At 38.0% G+C, this 15,163-nt stretch carries 23 protein-coding genes; all 23 read right to left on the bottom strand.

The window, feature by feature from the left end:
• Window positions 1-3 precede the first annotated feature (3 nt).
• The 23 genes from ADH02_RS04690 to ADH02_RS04580 all read right to left on the bottom strand — a co-directional run bounded on the left by ADH02_RS04690 (window position 4) and on the right by ADH02_RS04580 (window position 14,993).
• On the bottom strand, window positions 4-3,240 hold the full coding sequence (locus ADH02_RS04690; RefSeq protein WP_048782955.1) for a tape measure protein: 3,237 nt from the start codon (window positions 3,238-3,240) through the stop codon (window positions 4-6).
• Between the two features lie 16 nt (window positions 3,241-3,256).
• Window positions 3,257-3,490: a hypothetical protein gene (locus ADH02_RS04685; RefSeq protein WP_048782953.1), complete on the bottom strand. Its 234-nt coding sequence runs from the start codon at window positions 3,488-3,490 to the stop codon at window positions 3,257-3,259.
• 89 nt (window positions 3,491-3,579) lie between these two features.
• A complete protein-coding gene (locus tag ADH02_RS04680; RefSeq protein WP_048782951.1) occupies window positions 3,580-3,927 on the bottom strand; it encodes a tail assembly chaperone in 348 nt (115 codons plus the stop codon).
• Between the two features lie 62 nt (window positions 3,928-3,989).
• The gene (locus ADH02_RS04675; RefSeq protein ID WP_048782949.1) at window positions 3,990-4,529 is read right to left on the bottom strand and encodes a phage major tail protein, TP901-1 family; all 540 of its coding nucleotides are present in this window, start codon (window positions 4,527-4,529) and stop codon (window positions 3,990-3,992) included.
• A gap of 17 nt (window positions 4,530-4,546) precedes the next feature.
• A complete protein-coding gene (locus tag ADH02_RS04670; protein ID WP_048782948.1) occupies window positions 4,547-4,933 on the bottom strand; it encodes a phage capsid and scaffold protein in 387 nt (128 codons plus the stop codon).
• Window positions 4,930-5,322, bottom strand: a complete 393-nt coding sequence (locus ADH02_RS04665) for an HK97-gp10 family putative phage morphogenesis protein (RefSeq protein WP_053091398.1) — start codon at window positions 5,320-5,322, stop codon at window positions 4,930-4,932. Before ADH02_RS04665 ends, ADH02_RS04670 begins: the two co-directional genes overlap by 4 nt.
• On the bottom strand, window positions 5,315-5,620 hold the full coding sequence (locus ADH02_RS04660) for a hypothetical protein (protein ID WP_048782945.1): 306 nt from the start codon (window positions 5,618-5,620) through the stop codon (window positions 5,315-5,317). The genes ADH02_RS04665 and ADH02_RS04660 overlap by 8 nt, the downstream gene beginning before the upstream one ends.
• The gene (locus ADH02_RS09200) at window positions 5,617-5,934 is read right to left on the bottom strand and encodes a phage head-tail connector protein (RefSeq protein ID WP_053091397.1); all 318 of its coding nucleotides are present in this window, start codon (window positions 5,932-5,934) and stop codon (window positions 5,617-5,619) included. Before ADH02_RS09200 ends, ADH02_RS04660 begins: the two co-directional genes overlap by 4 nt.
• A 1-nt stretch (window position 5,935) precedes the next feature.
• Window positions 5,936-6,121 carry a Rho termination factor N-terminal domain-containing protein gene (locus tag ADH02_RS04650; protein ID WP_048782943.1) on the bottom strand — a complete coding sequence of 62 codons (186 nt, stop codon included), beginning with the start codon at window positions 6,119-6,121 and terminating at the stop codon, window positions 5,936-5,938.
• The gene (locus tag ADH02_RS04645; protein ID WP_048782942.1) at window positions 6,121-6,960 is read right to left on the bottom strand and encodes a N4-gp56 family major capsid protein; all 840 of its coding nucleotides are present in this window, start codon (window positions 6,958-6,960) and stop codon (window positions 6,121-6,123) included. Before ADH02_RS04645 ends, ADH02_RS04650 begins: the two co-directional genes overlap by 1 nt.
• A 7-nt stretch (window positions 6,961-6,967) precedes the next feature.
• Window positions 6,968-7,543, bottom strand: coding sequence for a DUF4355 domain-containing protein (locus ADH02_RS04640; protein WP_048782940.1), 576 nt, complete (start codon window positions 7,541-7,543; stop codon window positions 6,968-6,970).
• A 177-nt stretch (window positions 7,544-7,720) separates the two neighbouring features.
• On the bottom strand, window positions 7,721-7,948 hold the full coding sequence (locus ADH02_RS04635; RefSeq protein WP_048782938.1) for a hypothetical protein: 228 nt from the start codon (window positions 7,946-7,948) through the stop codon (window positions 7,721-7,723).
• Window positions 7,936-9,291 carry a minor capsid protein gene (locus ADH02_RS04630; protein WP_048782936.1) on the bottom strand — a complete coding sequence of 452 codons (1,356 nt, stop codon included), beginning with the start codon at window positions 9,289-9,291 and terminating at the stop codon, window positions 7,936-7,938. Before ADH02_RS04630 ends, ADH02_RS04635 begins: the two co-directional genes overlap by 13 nt.
• Window positions 9,281-10,669, bottom strand: coding sequence for a phage portal protein (locus ADH02_RS04625; RefSeq protein WP_048782934.1), 1,389 nt, complete (start codon window positions 10,667-10,669; stop codon window positions 9,281-9,283). Before ADH02_RS04625 ends, ADH02_RS04630 begins: the two co-directional genes overlap by 11 nt.
• Before the next feature lie 2 nt (window positions 10,670-10,671).
• The gene (locus ADH02_RS04620) at window positions 10,672-11,946 is read right to left on the bottom strand and encodes a PBSX family phage terminase large subunit (protein WP_048782932.1); all 1,275 of its coding nucleotides are present in this window, start codon (window positions 11,944-11,946) and stop codon (window positions 10,672-10,674) included.
• The gene (locus ADH02_RS04615) at window positions 11,924-12,337 is read right to left on the bottom strand and encodes a transposase (protein ID WP_048782931.1); all 414 of its coding nucleotides are present in this window, start codon (window positions 12,335-12,337) and stop codon (window positions 11,924-11,926) included. Before ADH02_RS04615 ends, ADH02_RS04620 begins: the two co-directional genes overlap by 23 nt.
• A 201-nt stretch (window positions 12,338-12,538) precedes the next feature.
• Window positions 12,539-12,988 (bottom strand): DUF1492 domain-containing protein, encoded by a 450-nt coding sequence (locus ADH02_RS04610; protein WP_048782929.1) that lies wholly within the window; start codon window positions 12,986-12,988, stop codon window positions 12,539-12,541.
• On the bottom strand, window positions 12,978-13,262 hold the full coding sequence (locus tag ADH02_RS04605) for a hypothetical protein (RefSeq protein WP_048782927.1): 285 nt from the start codon (window positions 13,260-13,262) through the stop codon (window positions 12,978-12,980). The genes ADH02_RS04610 and ADH02_RS04605 overlap by 11 nt, the downstream gene beginning before the upstream one ends.
• An 8-nt stretch (window positions 13,263-13,270) precedes the next feature.
• Complete coding sequence (locus ADH02_RS04600; protein WP_048782925.1) at window positions 13,271-13,507, bottom strand: glutaredoxin family protein; 237 nt, start codon at window positions 13,505-13,507, stop codon at window positions 13,271-13,273.
• Between the two features lie 160 nt (window positions 13,508-13,667).
• Entirely contained in the window at window positions 13,668-13,856 is a 189-nt protein-coding gene (locus ADH02_RS04595) for a hypothetical protein (RefSeq protein ID WP_048782923.1), read from the bottom strand.
• A 2-nt stretch (window positions 13,857-13,858) separates the two neighbouring features.
• A complete protein-coding gene (locus tag ADH02_RS04590; protein WP_048782921.1) occupies window positions 13,859-14,140 on the bottom strand; it encodes a hypothetical protein in 282 nt (93 codons plus the stop codon).
• Entirely contained in the window at window positions 14,141-14,506 is a 366-nt protein-coding gene (locus ADH02_RS04585) for a hypothetical protein (protein WP_048782919.1), read from the bottom strand.
• A 4-nt stretch (window positions 14,507-14,510) separates the two neighbouring features.
• On the bottom strand, window positions 14,511-14,993 hold the full coding sequence (locus ADH02_RS04580; RefSeq protein WP_048782916.1) for a hypothetical protein: 483 nt from the start codon (window positions 14,991-14,993) through the stop codon (window positions 14,511-14,513).
• Window positions 14,994-15,163: the final 170 nt, after the last annotated feature.

The raw sequence follows: 15,163 nt of genomic DNA, 5'->3' as shown, positions 1-15,163 counted from the left end.
CCATTAAAGGCTTGAAGCCTTCAATCTTATCCTTTCTTCTTTACTTTGAATGTTAGAAATATCTGAAACAAAGGCTCTGAAGTCATTTGAACCTAGAGCAAGGTTAATAACAGCTGGCTCTTTCGTCTGGTTGACTTCATAAGTAGCTGATAATGTGCCTGATACGTTATTAGAGAAATCGCCTTGCAATGCGTTTGACATCGCTGAAACTCTAGAACCTGCATCATCGAACATTGAACGGATACCGCCTGCCATTCCAGATACATTGCCTTTGACAACTTCAAATCCGCTCATTAAAGCTCTATTGAAACCGCCCATAATGGCTTGACCTGCAGGGATAAGCAATCGTCTGTCATACGAGATAGGTCCTTTGTGTGTTGCAATCCAGTTAGCAACGCCACCGATAAAATCAGTAACCGCATTCCATGCTGCTTTCAACCCACCGAGGAAGCCATCCATAATCGCACGACCTGCACCGCTTAAATCAATGTGCCACAATTTGTCAAAGAAACCAGCAACTGCATCGATAGCACTCGAAACTCCACCTTTAAGTGCATCTAAAGCACCCAAGAAACCTTCTTTCAAGGCGTTCCCAACGTTAATTACAGTCTCTTTAATCGCATTGATTGTTGTTGTAATGATGCTCTTGATAGCTTCCCAAATCGCTGAAACGGTATTTTTTATTGCACCTAGTACAGTACTAATAATAGTACTAATCGCATTGATTACTGTTGAAATGATTGTCTTAATGCCTTCCCAAACAGTATTTGCAATCCCTTTAATAGACTCCCAAGCACCGCTCCAATCTCCTTTGATTACAGCCGTTACTGTGTTGATAATTCCAGCAATCACATTCAAGATAGTTGAAATGACCGTTGAAATGTATGTCCATACTGTTTGAACTATTGTTGTAAATACCGTCCAAACCGCATTCCATACTTCTTGGACAACTTGCATTCCTGTTGTAATGACAGTTTGAATTGTTTGAATAGCCGTTGAAATGTATGTCTGAATTGCAGTCCAAACCCCTTCGACAATAGGTTGGATTGTGTTCCATGCTGTAGTAGCAACTGATACAATACCATTCCAAATGCCAGACATGAACTCAGTAAATCCAGTCCACAAACCTTTGATTGTTTCAATGATAGAAGTGATAAACTCAGTAAAACCATTCCACGCGATCGTAGACGCCTCTGTGATACCTTTCCAAAGATTAGTAAAGAATGACACTAGACCGTCCCAAACAGACTTAATCGTTTCAACAATCGGAGTTACAACCGCAACGATACCGTCCCAAACTGTTTTAGCTATTGAAACAATCCCATTCCATAGTGCTGTGAAGAAATCTGCTAAGGCGTTCCAGACATTCATCAACGCTTCCACAATAGGCTGTGCGCCTTCCAAGAAGCTATTCCAAACATTCGAGGCGAATTGTGTAATGCCATTCCAAAGTCCAGAAAAGAACTCTTTAATGCTATCCCATGCGGTTTTAATAGCGTCAATTACTGGTTTTGCTTTCTCTAGGAAACCATTCCAAGCATTTGAGGCGGTTTCTTTCACACCGTTCCACAAATTAGTGAACCACTCTACCATACCGTCCCAAGCGCCTTGAATACCTTTCCAAGCATTTGAGGCAACGTTGACAATTCCATTCCATAAGCCGATAAAGAAGTTTCTGAAACCTTCGCATTTATTCCATAGAACAACGAAAGCTACACCGATTGCTACAACTGCAGCAATAATCAATCCAACTGGACCGAGGAAAGCAACGATTGCAGAAACCGCAGAACCAATCCAACCGCCTACCTTACTAAAGATATTCAATCCAATCATTGCACCCTTAGCAAGTTTTGAACTTCCAGACAAGAATGTTAATGCCGAACTAGCAGCTTGAGAACCTTTAGCGATACCACTTAAAATCTTTGCAACTCTTGCAAAGCTTGCTAAACCGCCAAAAACAGCCTTGATTGCGCCTACTCCTTTGCTCAATCCGATTAAAGCATTTGCCAATAATTTTGTTGACCTTTGTGCCACTTTGAAGCCAATAAAAGCTGTGGCAATAGCTCTTATCTGTTCTGGACTTAGACTTTGAACTATTTTAGCAAATGCCTGTAATGCCTGTGATACCGCACTTAAAGCTTTCCCAATCTTTTCTCCGAAAGAAGTTGTATCACCACCAGCAAGCGATGAAAATACTTTCTTGATAGCTTCTTTAACTTCGCTCAATGCCTGTTTAAAATCTGAGATTGCGCTTGTGTTTGAGAAGCCTTGCCAAAATTCCTTGACTTTAGCTCCAGCTGAACTTACGAATGATTTGATTTTTTCAATCATTGCGTCAAAGTCAATCTTGCTTAACAAACCTTCGAGGCTTGTTGCTAATTTATTGAAATCAACCTTATCAAGCTGATTCATAATCGCTTCAAGCGCCTTGATTCCTGCTTTAGATAATGTATCGAAAGCTGGTTTTAGTTTGTTTGAAAGTGTTTCTTTCAGACCGTCCATCGCTTGGTCAATCGTTTTATAGCTAGTAGCCATATCTTGCATGGTCGCCCCTGCACGTTTAAACGCCTCAGCGAAATCATCGGTTTTGACTTCTCCATTTTGAATCTTGATAATCAAGTCATTTAATGACATTCCCATTTCTTTAGCGACTGCACTCATACCTGCTGGAGCTTGTTCCATCATGATACGGAAGTCCTGCCACGTAAGCTTCGGTTTAGCTAAAGCCTGTACCATTTGTTGAGAAAGGGACGTCATGGCTTGTTTAGGATTCTCTGCGGATGCTGCTAGACCACCCATAGCCTTTACAAGCTCGTTGCTATCATTACGACCGATTGCCGCCATTTGAGAGAACGTACTAGCCATATCTGAAGCTGAGTAGATAGTCTTTGTAGCATAGTCCTGCATAGCCTCTTTAGCTTGGTTAATCTGGTCTTTCCCCCAACCTAACTTACTGAGGTTTCCATCGAACGTATCCCATGCTTTTTTCGAGCTGTTCAACTCTCCGACCATTTCGCTCATTGTACTTTTGATACTTCCAAAAGCGGATGTAATCGCTGACCCAACAAGATTAGCTCCAAGCATCGATTTAAACATCGAACTGCTCTTATTTGAAATAGTATCGAATGCGTTTGATGACTTTTGAAGTCCGTTGATTGCTTTCTGCAAACCGTTCAAAGTAGAACTCATCCCTTTATCGACAGCAGTCAATACCGCTTCGACTGAATAAGTCTCTGCCATTATATTCCTCCTTTCCTTAAGTATTTGCTCTCAGTAAAAGTTCTTTCTCTTTGTCTGAGAGTTGATACTTTTGTTTCGTATCTTTTTTCTTGTAAAAATCACTGTATTTCTTGTATAAAGGAGTTTTTCCGTCCGACTTAGTAGCTTCTACCTGTCTAGTTAACCAAGCAGAACGATGTAAGAGTTCATCTTCATCTTGCTTTCTTAACAACACTCCAGTCATCAACAAGTCATACTCGTACATTGTCATACGACCTATCTCGTTCATGTCTGTAATGTTTAAAAATCGGACACAATTAATAATGATTTCCTCAAACGTTTCAATAGAAGATTTCTCAATTATTTCTTCTTGAGGCCTTGATTCATCTCCGACAGCAAAGACTTACCAGCATTAGACTCACTCAATTCTTGAAGTACATCATCAAACAATTGTTCTAAATCTTCACACTCTTCAACGTATGTTTCAACTTCCGATAATGAAGGGCGTGGGCTTTCTGTAACTGTTCCGTAGTAGATAATATCAGCTAATGAAGCGATATTCTTAGCGTATAATTCAGGGATTTTAGCAGATAGAGCCATTCCGAATTTCAAACCTTGTTGTTCGATTGGATAAGCTTTATCAAGCGCACGAACGAATTTCACTCCGAATTTAATGTTGTAAGTTTTATCATTGATTTTTAATTGCATTGTTATTTCTCCTTTTTCTAAAAAATACAATAAAAAAGAGAGGCGTGAACCTCTCTTAATTTCTAACCACCGACAACTGGTGAACCAGCAACTGGGCTTGCTGGACTAGCTGTTCCTTTTGTTGTATCAGCAAACTCATACTGAACCACTTCCGCTTGGCTAGTGTTAAGTGTTGCATATCCTTTAACCCCTGTACCGTTTACTGCGAATTCAAGTTCTAACTCAATTAAGTCTTCAGCGTTTTTAGTTTTCTTGAATGAAGTCAAGTAACCTTGATAATACACTGACTCGAATTTATCGCCTTTTTTCTTAGCGTTCTTTTCAATTTCCCAAACTTCAACGAGTTCGCCTTTGTCCATAGCTGTTTCTAGCTTAGCGACAAGTTCATCGTCTTCCGCCATGATTGTAGTTGCGGTAATTGAAACCTCAATACCACCGACAGATTGTAAAACTCCGTCTTTAGTTTTGACTGAGTTAGTGTCACGGCTTTTCTCTGTTGAGTGTTCAGTTTGGAATGCTAGTTTAGCACCGTCTGCTTTGCTTGCTTCACTTAACAAGCGAAATAATAGGATACTATCAATCCCTTTTTTTGCAATTGGCATATTTTAACCTCTTTCTTTTATAAAATTGTAAATACTAGACGAACACGACCACGCTTGAGTGGTTCGACTGTCGTGTTATCGTCAAAAATCGATATTGTAGATTGCGAGATATTCAAGGCTACATGATAACCGTCTGCCTCGCTAATCTTCATCGATTCTGCTAGGATACTCGAACACATATCCGATACTTGTTTACGTTTTTTACGGGTACTCCATACCGATAAGACTAACTCAACTGTACCTTTCACGTCCGTTTTATTTGGAACGAGTATAGAAGTTGTATCCTCCAACTCAACGAACGGATAAGGTGCATCATCGTCTGGTTTATAGTCATACGTTTTGTACCCTAACAAAAGACAACGTTTAAACACGCTGTCAAAAACTGCTTGCTCTCTTGATTTCATTTAACCAACCTTTCCAAATCGTCTTTAAATAGTTTTTTCTGGTCATCAAAAGCTGGTTTGATAAACGGTTGTGCGCTCATTTTGCGAGTCCCTAACTCAACGTAAGCAGCATAAGCAGTACCTGGCGCCACTCTATACTTGAATCTATCTATCTTGCTACTGTTAACAGAGATAGAGCGTTTAGTTGCCCCTGTTGGCTTGACAAATCGCTTATTTTTGCCTCTACCTTCGTAGTGCCCTCTAAACTTAGAAGCATTGATAACTGCTTTTTTTTGCATTTCTGAACCGTGTTTCTCAACAATGCGCTCAACCTCTTCCATTTTAGCGACTTTTTGAAGTTTAGCTTGAAGTTTTTCAAGGCCTTTTAATTCGAATTGTAAGCTACCCAACTGAATTATCCTTTTCTAAATAGAATACTCTTCCAGACTGCTTATCTGCTCTACATTTATAGCGTTCTTTTCGATAGTTGAGATAAGTGAATGAGATTTTAGGTGCGTTTTGGAAATAGACCACTTTTGAACCTCGTTTATACTCTCCAAAAACTGCGACTTGTTTATCGATGCCCAAATCCATTACATGAACTGGAACAATAATCCCTTCATCTTCACTAGAAGTATATTCGCCTGTTTCAGGATCATACTCTTCTTGTTTCTTAGTGATAATCTCCACTCTATCATTGTATCTCATAGCATCTTAAACCCCGCATTGAATGTTTTCGAGCAAACTCGTTTAATCACACTATCGTATTCTTTGAAATCATCGGAATCAAACCTCATAGAGGTGCCTTCGAGGGATTGACTACTCATTCCCTCAGCACCAATTCTGTTAAACCGTTTAATAATGACCTCGGTAATAATATACTCAAGGCCTTCTGGGACATCATCCACGCCTGCGTAAGCTAAAAAGTTAGCGGTTGTTAACGTCGCTATTGTTGTTAGTAACTTATCTTGGAGATTGTCCTCAATCCCTAGCAGTATCTTCGCTTGAGTGATATTTTCCATGCTATCCCTCCAATACTGCGATAAGTTCCTCTTTGCTTAATGTTGAATAACCTTCGATTTCGCGCTCTTTTGCGATATCTCTTAACTCTTTAACCGTTAAGTCGTTATAATTAACAACTTCCGTTTCATTAACAACTTCCGTTTCAACAGGCTTTTGTGGGTAATGTCGTCTTAACAACATTCCCATTAAGCACCTCCGAATTTTACAACTTTTGTAGGATCGTATAAGTATACGCCATAGTGCTCATCACCAGTGATAACAGTTGTTTTCTTTAAAATGTCACGGTCTGTTTCGACAACCACGTCACGTTTTAAGTTAATAACGAACGCACCATATTTAGCAACATCGTCTGTATCTGTTTCAACTGGAGAAACTTTAACAAGGAAACCTTTTCCTTTAGTAACTTTCTTAGAGCGTACGATTTGAACACCGTGCGTTTCACCAAAAGTTCCAGAAACAACGGTATTTGCACCGATTTCTGAACCACGTAACCACTCTTTTACTGTGTTACTGCGTAATGCGATTGCATCTTCTGGATTGATAACTGCAACATAATGTGCATCTTCTTCGTCTGAGAATACTGCTAAGGCTTTATCAAGTGCATCTCCTGTTGTAGGTGCATCATCGACATATTGAGTAGCTTTTGCAGCCTCTGTAGCTAAGTCGTTGTCCACTTTGTTTGCAATAGCTAAAGCGATTTGGTGTGCTGCTTGACCTAATGGGTCTCCGTAACCAGATAATAAAGCCTCGTCTGTTACTTCGACACCTTTACCAGCTTTCTTGATTGTCATTGTAGACTTGTCAGTAGTTAATTGGTCTGGGACGATTGCTTCACCCTCAGTGATGTCTTTAGCATCTCCAGAATATACCCATTTAGCTACTGTTACTGTGTTTCCAGGTTGTCCTACTAACTCACGCTCAACGTAAGCTAAAGGTGTAAATTTAATCATTTTTGGTAATTTAGCTGAAACCATATCAGCCATAACTTCTGGATTTACCATTTGTGCAATTTTAGTTTGTGTCATTTATCTATTATCCTTTCAATTTATGGTATAGTTCGGGGTTATTTCGCAGTAATTCATTTCTACTTTGATACCCCATTTTGTTGAATTGTTCTTTGGTAATCTCGCCTGCGGTAGTATCTTCCATCTTCTTAGGCGTTTTACCTTTTAATTTTTCGCCGACTTTCTTGTCAGCTAGTTCATTTATTAAAGCTACAAAGCCTTCTACAGCCTCCTGCGTGCTCTCTGCGGTATCTTTAACGACAATGCCTAGGATTTTATCATCCGCCACGATACCGCCTTCAGAAAGCATTTTTGAGGCTTCTCGCTCTAGTCCACTACGATTGATTTTAGCTTCCAGTTCAGCAATGTAATCAGCTTGTTTCTTACGCTCATACTCAGCTTTCTGATTTTCGTTCATCTCACGTAGTTTTTTCGCTTCGTTCTCCTTAGCTTCCTGCTCTGATTTCCACTTAGCAAATTTCTTATCGATGATAGCATCGACATCTGCGTCCGTGTACTTCTTTTCGTCTTGCGGTTGTTTTTCAGGTTCTGCAGGTACCTTTTGTTCTTCAACCGTTTCGACTGTTTGTGTTTCTTCGTTCATTTCGAACCTCCTATTTTTAAAGTCGTCCCCGACTGTATTTTCCATAGCTTTTAAAGTCTTCAATGCTTGGACAATAAAAAAACCGTACGGGATTCCATACGGTTAAATTATTTTTTGATATTTCATTTCTCACTCATTTCTGAGCACAAAAAAAGCACTTAGATCTCTCTAGGTGCTTTAGCCATATTGTACTTCAACCTCGTTCATGATTTCCGGTAAAGTTTTTCCTTCAATCTGCAAAGAAATCAAATCATCAAAAGAAGATGCTCTATATTCTTTGTCCGCAATAACAACAACAATATCATAAACAGAATTAGGAAAAATGCCACATACTTGACCATTATAATTAAAAGAAGCGTCCCATCCATTATCATATAACGCTTGTAAATCATCTAATATCGCCATAATATATCTTGATTCTCCTTTCTTTCGTCGTCTGTTAATTCCCTAGTATTTCTACTAACAAACTTACCTTCATCGTCAAATACAAAATCATGAGCATGTTCTCCGATTTTTCCATAAGGATGACGTGCTGGTTGTTTATGGTTTGTAAAATGAATATCTTTTGTTTTGAAACCTCTAGCACCATAGTAAGTTCTACCCAGTACATCTCCGTTTGTAGCATTATGCTGAACTACACTATTAGGCAAACCTCTTTTGCCAGGCGGTGTGTGTCCAATTGTAGTCCCTGATACACTTACTATTTTACCACTTTTTATAGCTTTATCAATAGTTTTACGTTCATTGAATTCGCTAATAGTATCTCCGTTCAGGTTTATTTCTTTTTCAGTATCTTTCCCTAAGCGCTTTGGATCTATCATAAAATGCGGAACCGTCGTACATCTACAGTTAGGATGAAATGGTGGAGCGTTCAATGCTGGAACCATCTCTGATACTTTGAATATTCTTCCGTTGAAAGGTTGGCAAATCGGACACGCTTTTAATTCGGTCATGACTTGATACCATTCAACACCGTTAGCCTCATAGTTGGCACTCTGTGCCTCTGAGTATACCCTTGCTGATTCCGTTACTGCTAACCGTCTAGCGTAACCATAGGAAACATCAAACTCTTTTTTAAGACTGTTAATCAGAACGTTTGTGCCTTTACCTCTTAAAACAGTATCAGCAACTCCTTTTTTAACAATGTTTCTTAATTCGTTCTGTCTTTCCCAAACTCTAGACGACCACGTTGCATTGTTGAAATTGGCATACACGATAGAGTCAGCAGATATTTTTGAACTTTCATAACTTCCAAGTGTCATATTCAAGACACCAGCGCTGAATATATTTTCACGTCTGATTGATTCCACCAAGTGCCTGTCAATGATTTCAAACTCACTTAAAGCTAAATCATACTGATGAAGTTTGATATTCGCTTGCAACACTTCTAAACGACTTGTTTTCATTTTTAAGTTATACAATCTCATCAAGTCGTTTTCTGTTCTTGTAAAATCATCACTTGTTACTTTCTTACCACGTTTTCTCAAACGATTAGCGCGCTCGACTAACTGTCTAGCTTTAAACTCAACATTTACCATGTCAAGCTTGTCCGCTCGTTGCTTAGCTTGTAATTTTGTGATGCCTTCGCTATCAGCATACTTTTGCCAGAAACTATCGATTTCTTTTTGAATGTTGTTAGCGTGTTGTTGATAGACTCCCTGCAATTGGAAAGCGACTCTCTTATCCGCCAACCCCCTTGCTTTTTCCTCGGCTCGGTATCTACCTTCCCAGTATTCGTTATTCAACATCGGCTATAACCTTCTTGCTTTCGTCAATCTCAGCATCCGAGTAGATTTTTTGTTTTTCTAATCGTGTCTCAAGGTCGCCCATCGCCTCTTCCTCTTTTTCCATTCTTTGAATTTCTTTCTGCGGATCATCAATGATAGATAGAACAGATAGCTTAGTTTCCTCTGACACTTGACCAGATAATTGACCAACAATCTGTGCTTCTTCCAGAATGTTTCTAGGTACGTTTCTAGTAAACGTGTAAGTCAATCCTGTCCATGCATCCTCATAAACAGTCGTTAACGGAACACTGAACACGATTTGATATAATCGGTTAAATGCAGATTGTAATTTTCTGTCTTTCATCCGAGCAAGATTGTCCATAGCCTGTAATTTGAAAGCTAAAGCCGTACCAGACGAGTTACCGAACTCAGACTCAGACATATTGGCTACCATTGAGATAGCGAAAATAGACTCTTTCAATAAACTAATCAAATTCTCTTGCGTTGTATCTGAACTTGGTTTCTCAAGGAAAGCAACTTCTGGCAAAGCACCGTCGCCATTCTTCCATAGATTGAAAATTCTATTCTCTCTAATCTGACTAGCGTCTTCTTCCTGTAGCTCTACTCCTAGAACTTTCAAATAAGCGTCCGCAAAGTAGTCTACATCGTTCGCTTTTTCGCTTGCTGCTTTATTTAAAGCATTAATCAATGTTTTCACACTCTCGAAAATACATTGTCGCTCTTCATTTTCAATCAACTCAACTACTGGGATTGAGTTGTAAATGTGTTGAGTGCGTTCACCGAACCTTACTGCACCGCCAGTTGTAAATGTAGCATCAATCAATTCGTCGTTTGTGATAACCTGTCCGACTCCTGTTTGATTGTTTTCATTAAACGTATATCTTACAGCGAATATAGGGCGTTCTTCAATACTGTTATCATGGACGATAAACATATTAATCGGACTATTGTATGTCGCTCTAGTTCGTTTATACTCGTCTTGATACACATAAACAAAAGCATGCCCAAACACGCTTGACATTTTTGCAAGCTCGAACTCTGAGTCTTCCATGTCATTGATTTTACGGAAACTTGAGACAAACTCATTCACGTTCTCGTCCTCATGTTTAATCTTAACTGGCACACCAATCTGATAACCTGTGAACGTATCGACAATGTACTTAGCGTAGTTAAACACCAAACGATTATCAGGCTTCCAGCTATCTTTTTTTGCCATTTTCAAAACTTCGTGCTGAGAGAGATACATATCCTCGCTTTCAACATAATTCTTTACTAACTTACTCATGTGAAGCCTAATTGCTTCAGTTACGATTTCTTCAGTCACTACATCGCTTGTTGTTGTTATTACTTTTCGCTTGTTAACAAAAACTTTTGCCAAATTTAAAAACCTCCTTTGAACATTTTGATTTTAGATTGATTGCCGTCGATACATTGCAAGCTGTATCTGAGCGCATCCATCAAGTGATTATTCTTATCCTCTGGTTTATTTAACCAGTTTCCTTCTTTGTCTTGTTGATAACAATAACTGTAAAATTCATCCATGATGTGCGTACAAGATGGATGCACAAAAATAGAGTATCCTTGTAACTTGGATACTCCTGCCATAATGCTATCTTTTCCTTTACGGCTTTCTTTAAGTCGTAAGATGTCATATTCCGTTTGCAACTCCTTAATCAACCTCGGTTCTGCACTATCTGCGATTATTTGAGCCTTAGCATATCCCTTTTCATAAATCATACTCGCAACGTCTTTTGTTATCAATCCAACTTGGTAAGCTTCATCGAATATATATATTTCTTTCTTTTGTTCGTTAATCAAACTCGCACACAAAGCGGTAGGGTCATGCGTGAAACCAAAGTCGAGTCCAATCGCTAACTGATATGCTTTATCTTTCAACAGTTCGTCTTTATCAAAGTTCTTGACCTGGACATTCTCGTATATCAATCCTTCAGCAACGCCCCACTCACCATCGCAAACGATACGAGCACGCCTTGGATTTGTTTTATACAAGTCCTCATACCGTTGTATATCGACATCATCTAACCACTCGTTGCATCTAAACGTAGTCGTGAGCGCTAACGTATCCGCTCTTTGTGTTTTTTCATCGAAGAATACACGTTTCAACCAGTGCCTTTCATTCCACGGGTTAAATGTTACGGTTATCTGTTTAAAAAAGTCTGGAGCATCTAACGTTCCACGGATTGACTCAACAACCGTACTAAATTTTTCTTCATTCTCTATCTGATAAGCTTCTTCAAACCATGCCCAACAAAGAATACCTACATCTACTGTGATAGATGTTATTTTCAACTCATCATCTAAACCTCGAAACAGTATCTTTTGCCCTGTTGCTTTTACGGTTATTTCCGGCAACGACTCGTTAAACTTAAATAAATGAGCAACTTTCAATTTGTTAGCTGCCCATTTAAAATCTGTGTACGTTGATTGCTTATTGGTATTAGAGTACCGTCTGACTACTAGAATGTTTGCCCATGGATATTTTAAAATACGTGTCACAAAATTCAATGCTGTCGTTTTAGATTTCTTAGATCCACGCGAACCTTTTACTACACGATAAAAATTCCTAGAACGCCAAAAAGTCCCGTAACCTTTGCCGATTACAGCAGGCAGGTTAATCTTGGATGTCGTCTTCATTCATAAACACCACCGTGCCCGTAACATCGACTTCTGATTTGTCTGTCCATTGACCTCGTTTACGATTCTTCAGCCAAAAAATTTGAGCCGTTGTGTTAGGCTTACTGTATTTTCTTACTGCGACAACATCTCCTGCGTTAGTCACTGTTTCTTCTTCGTAAACATATCCAATAGCTGTTTTTAAAAGAGCGTTCTCGACTTGTCTGTCTACTACTTCTTTACCTCTCTTTAGGACTGCCGAAATCGCCGAAAATTTCTTTTTCCATTCTCTAAATGTTGAGTAAGAAATACCCATGTTTTGAGCTATTTGCTCATCTATCAAGCCATCTCTTGCCCATCCTTCAATCTGTATCAAACCTTCTTCAGTAAGCCATTCTGTGTACTTTGCCACTTTGCCCATCTCCTAAGTTCTTCGATTGAAAACAATTGATGATGTACTCATCATCGAATGTTCTTTTATCGTTCATTTTCCATCACCTCTTTCATTGCATACAAAAACCCTTCGAGCTGGATGGCCCGAAGGGAAAAAATAATAAAGGAGTTTAAACCACGAGAAAAAAGAATGTCTTTTTTACATCTTTCCACATGATAACTATATCATAGAATCTTTGGTATCGCTTGGTACAGAAACACCTTTTTTAGTACAGATTAAATCTATTTTTTTAATAGCTTCATCATGAAGAATAAATAGTGTTGTTTTAGATATTTTCAATTCTTCAGCGATTTCATCCCAGCCTTTAGAAGAAATATATTTCATCCAAATGATTGTTCGTTCTCTAGAATTATCTAATTGTTCAATCGCTTGGATAAGTTGATATTTTAAATCAATCAATTTGTCTACTTGGTCATTAATGTAATCATTCAAATTGATGATTTTAACGTATGCATCGTCTTTGAGACTTACTTTTGATTCTTGAACGTTTATTTCTTTTAGAGACGGAGATTTCAAGAAAGAATTATTCAAGCGGTCTAACTCTTCCATTTTTGATTTTACTTCCAAATCGATTAAACGAATTTGTTTTAATTGATGTTTAATGCCCATTCTTCACATCCTCTCTAATCCTTTTGACTAGCGTTGGTCCGAAGTCTTCGGTATCTGACAAATAATCAAAATATTGACTGAAAAAGAACCGCTCGCAGTCCATTTTCATATTCCATGCTTTTTGATGATATATTTTCTTGAAATGTGTTTCTCTCAAATTCCAATTTGAATCCACTACACGTTTTGAAAGCAATCGTCTTAACGCTATCTTGTAATCATCAACCGCTCTTTCTATGATTCCAGCACGTAATCTGTAATACCATTTATCTTCCATTATCCACCTCACAATAAAGCTTCTAATTTTTCAATTTGAAATCCTGACCATGTTTTTGATTCGTCGCTCAATTCATCGTCAATCACTACTACAGGCAGTGAGCTGTATCCGTAGTGTTTGAGTAGTTCCAACGCACCTGGATTCACTTCGATGTCCACATTCTCAAACTCAATCTTGTTTTGTTTCAACCACATCTTCGTCATCTCGCATTGCATACATTTAGGCTTTGAATAAACTGTTATCATTTACTATCCTCCTTGAATTTTATTGATATTTTCTTTCCACACCGCTCACATCTACTGACGAACCAAAGCTCCCCTTCTGAATCTACAACAAATACATCAAATCCGAGCTTTAATTTATGATGGTATAATACACCGCATAAAAACTGTTTAATTTTTGTAATCATTTACTATCATCCTCAATCGAAGTAACCCACCCCCAGATTTTTTGTGTGTTGAATTTTGCTCTTTTCTTTTTACCTGTTTCCACACTAACGTAAGTAAAAATTGTAAAATCCACGTCCGCTCTCAATATAGTTACATTTTCAAAGCTTAGTGCTTTCCCGTTTTCTAAATGTATAGTTAGTTCCATTGTTATTTCTCCTTTAAATCAAAAATCTGCTGTAATACTTCATCTCTGGTTTTTTCACTTAAACCACCGATAACATCATTTGTAATTGGAGTGCTGTAATCGATATTCCAATTACCATTTTTATCAAATTTCAATACTGCAATTTCTATTCCAATGTACACGTAATTGAATTTAATTACACTTGCACCATATCCGTTAGGAAACTTGTAAATTGTTTGTGGATATCCTAAATTGTTTTGCACTTCGATGTAATCTTTGAATTTGTTACTGTATGTTAAATCCATTTAATCCTCCTCCAAATCAACAAATGGATTGATATCTTCATCAAAGTCATAAACTTTCGCACTTGGGAAATTAGAAATTTCATCAAGCAGCCCTTGCATTCGTTGTTTAAATTCTTCAGACGTGTCATTCCATAAATGAACAAACATTTCTTCATAGCCATCTGAACATTCCATATCTTCATATATTCTATCCAATACAGTTCCAACGGATAATTTGATTGTTCTTTCTTTTAAAGTTTTCCAACCACTTCTCTCATCCTCATTTAACGAGTTCCATTCACGTTTTAAATCGCATGCGTATATTTGAGAATGGGTTTGTTCGTTAAAAACTAAATCATCGTCTTTTATTTCGTTAATTGTTATCATTTACCTATCCCTCATAATCAACAAACAATTCTTTGATTTCGTCACCAAACAATTCGATTGCACGTTCGGCATCTTCTTCATTTTTGAAGTATCCGAAATTATAGAAATAATCACCCAAAGTTACGCAATCTACTTTAATGCGGTTTTCTACAATTGAACAAAATAAATAATATTTATCTTGTTTAAAATCTTTCCAATCAGGTTTCCATCTATCATTACATTTATCTCTGAATATTCTAAAAAGATGCATCAATCTTCTTTTTTTAGCTTCTAAAATTGCTTCTTGCTCAGTATGAAAAATATGTCCTTGATAAAAACAAGAATCAATCCATGCGCTTTTGTCCCAACGAGCTTGTTGATTGTTTCCATAGGCATCGACGAACCAAAATACTTCGCCTTCCTGAAACGTGCTCTCTGCATATTCTAGAAGTTCAATCTTCATATTCAGTTTCTCTTGTTTATTTTTAAGTGTTTCTATTGTTTCCATTACTATTCACCCTCTTAAGTCGCACTCATTAGTCCACATTGTTCGAGCGGTTTATCTAATCTCCGAGCTGCATTCTTGAGCTTATCGCTTTCTTTTAAAGTAATAGTTTCCACTGCCTTCAACGATGCTTCAAAACCTAGCAAGAAAGCAAATCGTTCATTGTAGCTCAT

The sequence above is a fragment of the Streptococcus sp. 263_SSPC genome, from assembly GCF_001071995.1.
In the GTDB taxonomy this organism is placed as follows: Bacteria; Bacillota; Bacilli; order Lactobacillales; family Aerococcaceae; genus Granulicatella.
The sequence above is the reverse complement of the archived record's forward strand: the minus strand, read 5'-3'. Positions and strand labels throughout refer to the sequence as shown.